The organism is Brachybacterium sp. AOP42-C2-15 (assembly GCF_052377065.1).
Classification (GTDB): Bacteria; Actinomycetota; Actinomycetes; order Actinomycetales; family Dermabacteraceae; genus Brachybacterium.
Genome location: NZ_JBQSWK010000064.1, coordinates 1 through 8,992 on the forward strand (window position 1 = coordinate 1; position 8,992 = coordinate 8,992).

5 protein-coding genes are annotated in these 8,992 nt (G+C 69.3%); 3 read left to right on the plus strand and 2 right to left on the minus strand.

What is annotated here, in order from left to right; genetic code table 11:
- Positions 1-1,256 (minus strand): ABC transporter substrate-binding protein (locus ACT3SQ_RS18400; RefSeq protein WP_444601557.1); only part of this gene is annotated, 1,256 nt, incomplete at its 3' end.
- A 305-nt stretch (positions 1,257-1,561) separates the two neighbouring features.
- Between ACT3SQ_RS18400 and ACT3SQ_RS18405 the strand changes: the two genes are divergently transcribed.
- Positions 1,562-2,566: a LacI family DNA-binding transcriptional regulator gene (locus ACT3SQ_RS18405; RefSeq protein ID WP_441446105.1), complete on the plus strand. Its 1,005-nt coding sequence runs from the start codon at positions 1,562-1,564 to the stop codon at positions 2,564-2,566.
- Between the two features lie 47 nt (positions 2,567-2,613).
- Positions 2,614-4,260 carry an FAD-dependent oxidoreductase gene (locus ACT3SQ_RS18410; protein WP_444601558.1) on the plus strand — a complete coding sequence of 549 codons (1,647 nt, stop codon included), beginning with the start codon at positions 2,614-2,616 and terminating at the stop codon, positions 4,258-4,260.
- Positions 4,261-4,373: 113 nt separating this feature from the next.
- On the opposite strand, the gene ACT3SQ_RS18415 is transcribed toward ACT3SQ_RS18410, so the two are convergent.
- Positions 4,374-5,825, minus strand: a complete 1,452-nt coding sequence (locus tag ACT3SQ_RS18415; RefSeq protein ID WP_441446103.1) for an NAD(P)/FAD-dependent oxidoreductase — start codon at positions 5,823-5,825, stop codon at positions 4,374-4,376.
- Positions 5,826-6,397: 572 nt separating this feature from the next.
- Here ACT3SQ_RS18415 and ACT3SQ_RS18420 point away from each other — a divergent pair.
- On the plus strand, positions 6,398-8,992 hold a 2,595-nt coding region (locus ACT3SQ_RS18420), incomplete at its 3' end, for a 5'-nucleotidase C-terminal domain-containing protein (protein ID WP_444601559.1).

The following is an 8,992-nucleotide window of genomic DNA, read 5'->3' on the forward strand; positions in this document are numbered from 1 at the left end:
GTGCCCTGTCCGTTCAGCGCCTGCTCGAGGTAGCTGCCCAGGGTGTCCCGGATCCGGGTCCAGCCGGGCACGTTGGGGTTCGAGCGGAAGTTCTCGCTGTTCTCGACAGCTTCGGCGATCGCGGGATTGGACTGGACATATTCGCTGTCCACCGCGGAAGCTCGGGCCGGGACGTGGCCCACCTCTTCGGCATAGCGGTTGCCGAGATCGGCACTGCCGAAGAAGGCGAGGAACTCCCAAGCGGCATCCTTCTTCGCGCTGTCCGGATTGATCATGAGCCCTGTCGCGGCACCGCCGAAGGCCGCCGGCTCGTTGCCCTCGAAGGAGAGCACGTCCATGAACCGGAGATCCAGCTCGGGGGCGGCGGCGATGATCTGGGTGAAAGTTGCCGGATCGGCGAAGATCATCGAGGTGTCCTCGGTGATCAACGGCGACTGCGCCGGCGGCAGTCCCTCCCAGGTGCCGCCGAGCCCGTTGTCCACCGGCTCGTCTCCCTGGTAGAGGCTCACGTACCACTCGAGCGCCTCGACGCCCTCGGGGGAGTTGAACTGCACGGCGGTGTTGTCCTCGGTGAACATCTGCCCGCCGTTGGCCCAGAGCATCGTGGTGAACGCCTGCTGCATGCTGGCCGGCGGTGTCCCGAAGACGATTCCGGCCCGGGTGAGCCGATCGCCGTCGCGCGCCGCGAGCGCCTTAGCAGCCTCCAGCAGGCCCTCGAAGGTGGTCGGTGGGTTCTCGGGATCCAGCCCCACCTCCTCGAAGTGTGCGGCGTTGTAGCCCACCTGACGGCCCGTGCTCGCAATCGGGAAGATGTAATGCGCGCCGTCGACGAGCCCGCTGTCCAGGCCCACCTGGAGGTCAGCGCGATCCGAGTCGTCCATTCCCTCGAGGTAGCTGTCCAGCGGCTCGACCCGGTCGAAGCTCACCAGGTCCGCGACCGCAGCGGGACCGTGCCCGAAGATATCGGGGCCGGTGCCCGAGGAGAACCCGGCGTTGAGCCGGGTCGACATGTCCGCCCAATCGATGAAGGTGGCGACGGCGCCGCGGCCGGAAGACTCCTTGAACTCAGGGATCACCACGTCGTTGATGAAGTCCTGCTCCGCGGGGTTGGTTCCGGGGAACCAGAGGGTCAGGTCACCGCCGTCGTCCTCCCCGCCACCCCCTCCGCCTTCGCCGCCGCAGGCGGACAGGAGGAGTGGTGCGCCGAGGAGCGCGGCGGAGGCCTTGAGGGCGGTGCGTCTGCGGGGCTGGATCACGGTGAGTCCTCTTTTCGGTTCGCTGTCGACGGAAGGAGCCGATCGACGAAGGGTGCATCGGTGCTGTAGCGCGTTCGGAGCAGTCGGCGAGTCTCCTGCACCGCTCCTGGTCCATTCGAGGAGGGTGTGGAAAGTGCTGTCACGTGGAGCCGATCAGATGCTCATACGTATCGGCTGTGATCGGGAGCATAGGCAGGCTCTACTGTCGAGGTCAACCGTTTCCGAGGATCTGACCTGGGTCTTGAGTGTCGGGAGGCGGAGGTCTACAGTGGCCGAACGCTACTTATACGAAACAGGAGGGGTTCATGCGAGTACGTCAACGCGACATCGCGCGGGCCGCCGGGGTGTCGCAGGCGACCGTCTCGCTGGTTGCCAGCGGGCGCGCCTCCGAAGGCGGGGTGTCCGCCGCCACTCAGGAGCGGATCCGGGCGGCGATGGACGAGCTCGGCTATGTCCCCGACTCGGCGGCCCGCTCCCTGCGCGGCGGCCGCAGCGGGCTCGTTGGCGTCTTCACCTACGAGCCCGTCTTCCCTGCACGACCCGATGAGTACTTCCACGAATTCCTGGTGGGCATCGAGGTCGGGGCCGCAGATCACGGGCAGGACCTGGTGCTCTTCACCTCCACCCAACAGGTCGATGGGCGACGCAGCATCTACGCCGGTGGGGCGAGCAGGCTCCAGCATGCTGACGGCTCGATCATCCTGGGCATGCACCGTGACGATGGGGAACTAGCCCGGCTGGCCCAGGAGGAGTATCCCTTCGTGAGCATCGGGCAGTACGACCCGGTGCCCGAGGCGGCCTGGGTCGCGGTCGATTACGACCGTGCCGTGCGCGCGATCGTCGACGATCTCCACCGGGGTGGTCACCGGCGCCTCGGCTATGTCCAGGATGAGAACGAACGACTGCCCTCCCTCGCTCGACGGGCCGCCTTCGCCTCTGCGACCCGCGGGGACGAGACCTCCATCGCAGCCCTCACCGAGGTCACCCCTGAGCTGATCAGGCGGTGGAAGCAAGAGGGTGTCACCGCGATTCTCGCCGAGAACCCTGAGGTCGCCGAGGCGATTGAACGGGCCGTCTCCCGCGCCGGACTGCGGATCCCCGATGACTTCTCCGCGGCCTGCCTCGAGGTTCCGCTGCGCAGCGGCCGCGCCGCGAGCTGGTCCCACCTGATCATCCCCAAGCGCGAGGCGGGGATCCGCAGCGTCGCCGTGCTCGGCGGGATCCTCGACGGCAAGCTGCCGCGCGACCATCACGAGACCGTGCAATGCCTGCCACACCACCTGGGGACCCTCTCGATGCTCGAGGGATGACCCCGCGCACTCCCACACCACCACAAGCACCACGACAGGACGCAACGATGCCTTCTCCCGGACAGACCGCCCCCGAGCTCACCGAGCGCGCCGCCGATCTGGTGGTGATCGGTGGCGGCCTCGGCGGGGTCGCCGCCTCCCTCACCGCCGCCCGGCTCGGGCTGAAGGTGCTGCTCACCGAAGCCGATCCGTGGCTCGGCGGGCAGCTCACTGTCCAGGGCGTGCCGCCGGACGAGTCGGCGTGGGTCGAGTCCCACCCGAACTCGGCGAGCTACGCAGAGTTCCGGGAGCGGGTGCGCGAGCACTACCGGCGCAACTTCCCGCTCACCGCGGAGGCGGCAGCCGATCCGCTGCTGAACCCGGGGGCAGGGGGAGTCTCCCGGTTATGCCATGAGCCGCGCGTCGGCGCTCTGGTGCTCGAGGAGATGGTCTCCCCATTGCTCTCCTCCGGCCGCCTGCAATGGCTCCGCGAGCATGAGCCGGTCGCCGTCGAGCGCGAGGGCACGCGGATCAGCGCCGTGGTGGTCCGTGACCTGTGCACCGGCGAGCAGTCCCGGCTGAGCGCGCCGCTGATCGTGGACGCGACCGAGCTCGGAGACCTGCTGGCCCTCGGCGAGATCGACCATGTGATCGGTGCCGAAGCGCGCAGCGAGCACGGCGAGCTCCACGCCCCGGAGGTCGCGGACCCCCTCGACCAGCAGGCCATCACCTGGTGCTGCGCCCTGGAATGGGCCCCCGGGCACGACGAGCTGGTGCCGCGCCCCGAGCTCTACGACCGCTTCGCGAGCGTCGTGCCGGACTTCTGGCCCGGCCCTCAGCTCTCCTTCTCCGACGTCCACCCGATCACCCTCGAGGTGCGTCACCGCTCTCTCTTCGTGGGCGATCCGGCTGACCAGGAGGAGACCGCACGCACCAACGACCTCTGGCACTACCGGCGCGTCCGCTCCCGGGCCCAGCTGCACCCGGACACCCCAGGCGGCGAGGTCACCCTCGCCAACTGGCCCCAGATCGACTACTGGGATCTCCCGCTGCTCGGGGTCGATGCCGAGCAGCGCACGCTCGCCGAGCATGAGGCCCGCCAGCTCACCCTCTCCCTGGTCCACTGGCTGCAGACGGAGGCCCCGCGCACCGATGCCGCCCACGGCGGCAAGGGCTACCCCGAGCTGCGGCTGCGCGGAGACGTGATGGGCACGACCGACGGGCTCGCCCGCCAGGCCTACATCCGCGAGGCGCGCCGCATCAAGGCCCGTTTCACCATCACCGAGGAGCACATCGGCCGTGAGATGCGCGGGCAGTTCACCGGATCCGCCCAGTTCCCGGACTCCGTGGGCACCGGGCACTACCGGATCGACCTGCACCCTTCGACCGCAGCCCGGAACTATGTGGACATCGACTGCTTCCCGTTCCAGATCCCGCTGGGCGCGCTGATCCCGAAGGACGTCGAGAACCTGCTCCCGGCCAACAAGAACATCGGCACCACCCACATCACCAACGGCGCCTACCGCCTCCACCCTGTGGAGTGGTCGATCGGCGAGGCCGTGGGCGCGCTCGCCGAGATCTGCCGACGCCATGGCGCAGATCCCGCAGCCGTGCACGAGAGCGCCGAGCTGACCGGCGAGCTGCAGACCCTGCTGAGCGAGGGGCTCGGCGTGCGCCTCGAATGGCCCGACGCGATCCGCAAGCGCCTGCCGTAGTCAGCAGAGCTGGCAGTCTGAGCCTGCCCGCACTGAGCATGCCCCAGGACCGATGCTCGCTGTCACAGCGGTCCTGGGGCACGCCGAAGTCGGCAGGTCAGTACGTCGTCGGTTCAGTCCTTCGTCGGCTCCACCACGTCGGCGGCGCCCTCGGCGTTCTCGGCGGCGACCTTGTCGGCCGTGCGGGTGGCCCCGGCCCCGGCGCCGAACAGCCGGTGCGCGGCCTGCTCCTCGAAGATGCGCGCCGCGCGCAGCGAGTTCACCTCGCCCACCACCGGGTTCGGCTGATGGGTGGCGCGGCTGCCGCTGTAGAGGGAGACCAGGTTCATCGCGACCGCGCGCTGATTGCGGTGGCCGATCATCTTGGTGATGTGCACGCCGAGCCACGCGGCCCAGCCTAGCGAGCCGGAGAGCCCGCCGAGCACCGGGATCTCCGCGATCGCGGCGTGACGGCCGATGGTGGCCATGGTGCCGAGATCGGTGTACTTGAACTTCTTGCGGGGCTTGCCGGCGACCTCCGCGGCGATCGCGCGGGCAGCGGCCTGGCCGGTCTGGATCGCCGGCTGCGCGAGCTGGGGGAGCGGCTCGTCCTGGCCCGCGATGTCACCGGCGGCGTACACCCCGGGGAAGCCCTTGACCTGCAGGTAGTCGTCCACATCGAGGCGGCCGCGCTTGTCCTGGGGGAAGCCCCACTCGGAGACCATCTTCGGGATCGCGACGCCCGCAGCCCAGATCGTGATGTCGGATTCGAGGATCGAATCGTCATCGAGCACCACGTGGTCGTAGCCGACCTCCTTCACGCCGCGGCCCAGCTGCAGGACCACGCCGCGATCCCGCAGCTCGTCGGCCGCGTACTGGCGGTACTTGGTGGAGAACTCCTTGAGCACCTCGTCGCCGCGCTGGAGCACGGTGACCTGCAGCGTGCCGGGGTCCATCTCCGGGTAGAGGATGTCCAGCTCCTGCGTCCGGAAGTCCGCCAGCGCGCCGGCGATCTCCACACCCGTCGGCCCGCCGCCGACGATGCACACATGCAGCTTGTCGTGGCCGCGGCCGAGCCCGACCTCGCGGCTCGAACGCTCCAGCTCCGAGAAGATCCGGTCGCGGATCGCGAGCGCCTGGGCGCGGGTGTACATCGGCATCGCATGCTCCTCGGCGCCGGGGGTGCCGAAGTAGGTGGTGGTCGCACCGTTGGCGACGATCAGGTAGTCGTAGGCGATCTCCTGCTGGCCGCTCTGGCCCTCGTCGAGGCGCACGATCTTCCGCTCCGGATCGACGCCCTCGACCTCGCCCTGGCGGTAGCGCATGTTCGGCACCTTGAGCGAGAGGCCGCGCAGGAACATGGTGACGTCACCGGGATTCAGGCCCGCGGTCGCGACCTGGTACAGCAGCGGCTGGAAGGTCTTGTAGACGTTGCGGTCGATCAGGGTGACCCGCACCCGCGCATCGCGCAGGGCGCCCACTGCGTGAGCGCCGGCGAAGCCGCCGCCGAGGATGACCACGTGCGGCCAGCTCGCGCCGTCCTTCGCGGGGACGGTGGGGCGGCGGCTGAGGAAAGGCATGACCATGGGATGACTCCTTGAGAGAGCGGAGGCCGTGGCGCGGCGAGCGGAACGGGGCGGCGCGGGGCAATCACTCATCGTGCGCGACGAGAAGTGCAGCCCACGGTGCGCACCGCTGGACGCCTTCACCGATGCTACCCACATCGGGACCTCGGTCCCAGGCGCAGCGGGTCCCGATGTGGGAGACGAGACGATGCGCGGCCAGGAGCGGTCGACGCTCCGGCAGGGCTCTGCGCTGAGGGCCCGTCTGCCTGGCTGACTCCCGGACCAGCACCCGGTCCAGCACCCCGACCAGCACCCCGACCAGCTCCAGGACCGTCGCCCTGAACGCAGCCCCGAACGCAGCACCGAACGCAGCGGGGACCCGCTCCGAACGCAGCGGGCCCCGCCGCGAGAATCACGGGAAGGTCACGATTCGGGGATCCGTCAGTGCACGTCAGGTTGCCTGCCTGGGCTTTGAGGTGAACATCGGATGACGGTGCCCGACGGGATCGTGAAACGCCGGGCGTGTCTCGATCCGATGGGGTGAGATGAGCTGGAGCACACCCCGGCCATCCCCCTCTCCTCAGGAGCCCGTCATGAGTGACAACCCTGTCCGCCGCCTCGCGCGCGGTGCGACCGTCGGCCTCGGTGCCGCCGCGGTCGCCTTCGCGTCGGCCGTCATCCCCCTCGGCGCCGCCGCTGCCGCTGAGACCGGTGACCAGGTCAGCCTGCTGGGCATCAACGACTTCCACGGTGCCCTCGGAGCCGGAAGCGCCCTCGCCTGCACGATCGCCACCGTCCAGGCGCAGAGCCCGAACAACGCCCTGCTCTCCGCAGGCGACAACGTGGGCGGCACCGCCTTCGAATCGGCCGTGGCCAATGACGAGCCCACGATCGACTTCCTCAACGCCCTCGGCGTCGATGCCACCGCGATCGGCAACCATGAGTACGACCAGGGCCGCGCCGACCTCACCGGTCGCATCGAGCCCCGCACCGACTTCCCGGACCTCGCCGCGAACGTCCACGAGACCGCCACCGGGGAGCGCCTCCACGAGCCCTACGCGGTGGTCGATGCGGGCGATGTGAAGGTCGCCGTGGTCGGCGCCGTGACCACCAAGACGATCGGAAAGGTCAGCCCCGTCGCGATCGAGGGCCTCGAGTTCCGAGACCCGGTCGATTCCGTCAACCAGGCCATCGAGGAGCTGAACACCTCCGGCACGGAGTACGACGTGCTCGTCGTCTCCTATCACGAGGGTGCCAGCGGCAGCGGCGAGCCAGGCAGCGCCCCCACCAACACCGATCCGATCTTCGACAAGATCGTGAACGAGACCTCCGCCGAGGCCGACGTCATCTTCAACGGCGACTCGCACCAGACCTATGCCTTCGACGCTCCGGTCCCCGGCCAGGACGGCGAGGTCCGCCCGATCGTCCAGACCGGCGCGAGCGGCGTGAACCTCGGCGCCGTCACCCTCGAGCTCGGCGCGGACGGCGACTGGGATGCCACCGAGGACGGCACCCGGCTGATCCCGACCGCCGACGCCGACCTCGACGCCTGCGCCGGCATCCCCACCTTCGACGCCGCCGCCAAGGTCGCCGCCGACGCCATCAGCGACGCCGCGGTCCTGGGCGCAGAGCCGGTCGGCTCCGTCTCCGGAGACATCACCACCTCCTGGAACGATGACAAGGCCCAGTACGACGACGAGGGCATCCGGGAGCCGCTCGACCCGGTCACCAACCAGTCCATCACCAAGGGCGACAACCGTGCCCGCCACTCCGCGGCCGGCAACATGCTCGCCGACTCCATGAAGTGGTACCTCGAGGAACGCGGCGCCACCCAGCAGCACGAGGTCATCGGCTGGATGAACCCCGGCGGCATCCGCGCCGAGCTCTGGTACGACGCGAACGGCGAGGACGGCGACGGCGTGGTCACCTATGCCGAGGCCAACGGGATGGTGCCCTTCGGCAACACCCTCAACTCCGGCGACCTCACCGGTGCCCAGCTCAAGCAGATGCTCGAGGAGCAGTGGCAGCGTGACGAGGACGGTGCGGAGACCGGCCAGTTCCTCGCCTTCAGCGTCTCCGAGAACGTCGAGTACGTCTTCGACAGCAGCCGTGAGCTCGACGATCGCATCGTCGAGATCCGCGTCAACGGCGAGCTCGTCGACCCCGACGCCGTCTACACCATCGTCACCGCGAGCTTCCTCTTCGAGGGCGGCGACAACATGTGGGCACTGACCGGGGCGCAGAACGTGGGCGACACCGGCGTGCTGGACCGGGACGCCTTCGTCGAGTACCTCGCCGCGAACGAGGATCTCGCCCCCGACTACTCCCAGCGCCAGCTCGACGCGCAGCTCATCGAGGGCGATACCCCGATGCTGCGCCTGGCGGGCCTGGAGTCCGAGAGCCTCGGTGCTCCGCAGCTCACCGAGGTGAGCGTGGACGCCGGCGAGCTCGGCACCTTCACCGCCCCGATCGCGGTGGATGAGGAGAGCGGCCGCCTGGTCGCGCAGGTCGACCTCGGCGAGGACTTCTGCGTCGCCGAGGGCGAGCAGGTGGCGCTGACGATCACCGCCACCCCCGACACCGGCACCGCGGTGACCCACGAGGTCACGGCCGTCGGCGGCGAGGACTGCGGCGTCCTGACCTTCACCGACGTGCCCGAGTCGAATATGTTCCACACCGAGATCATGTGGATGGCGAGCAACGGCTACTCCACCGGCTGGGAGGAGGAGGACGGCACCCACACCTTCCGTCCCCTGCAGCCCGTGAACCGCGACGCGATGGCCGCGTTCCTCTACCGCCTGGCCGGATCCCCCCACGTGGACGCACCGCGCACCGAGCCCTTCACCGACGTGGAAGAGGGAGACGAGCACTACGAGGCGATCATCTGGGCCTACCAGCAGGGCATCACCCGGGGCTGGTCGGACGGTACGTTCCGTCCCACCACCCCGATCGCGCGGGATGCGATGGCGGCGTTCGTGTACCGCTACGCCGGTTCACCGGAGTTCGCGGATCCGACCTCGGCGGTGTTCAAGGATGTCCCGGCGAACACCCAGTTCGCCACGGAGATCGCGTGGATGAAATCCGAGGGGATCAGCACCGGCTGGACCGATGGGACCTACCGGCCGCTGAACGCCACCAACCGTGACGCGACCGCCGCGTTCCTGTACCGGCTCAGCGTGGATCAGCAG

What these genes read in the sequence shown, in the direction of transcription:
- ACT3SQ_RS18405 (WP_441446105.1), top strand. Translation starts at nt 1,562, where the DNA reads ATGCGAGTACGTCAACGCGACATCGCGCGGGCCGCCGGGGTGTCGCAG.
- ACT3SQ_RS18410 (WP_444601558.1), top strand. Translation starts at nt 2,614, where the DNA reads ATGCCTTCTCCCGGACAGACCGCCCCCGAGCTCACCGAGCGCGCCGCC.
- ACT3SQ_RS18415 (WP_441446103.1), bottom strand. Translation starts at nt 5,825, where the DNA reads ATGGTCATGCCTTTCCTCAGCCGCCGCCCCACCGTCCCCGCGAAGGAC.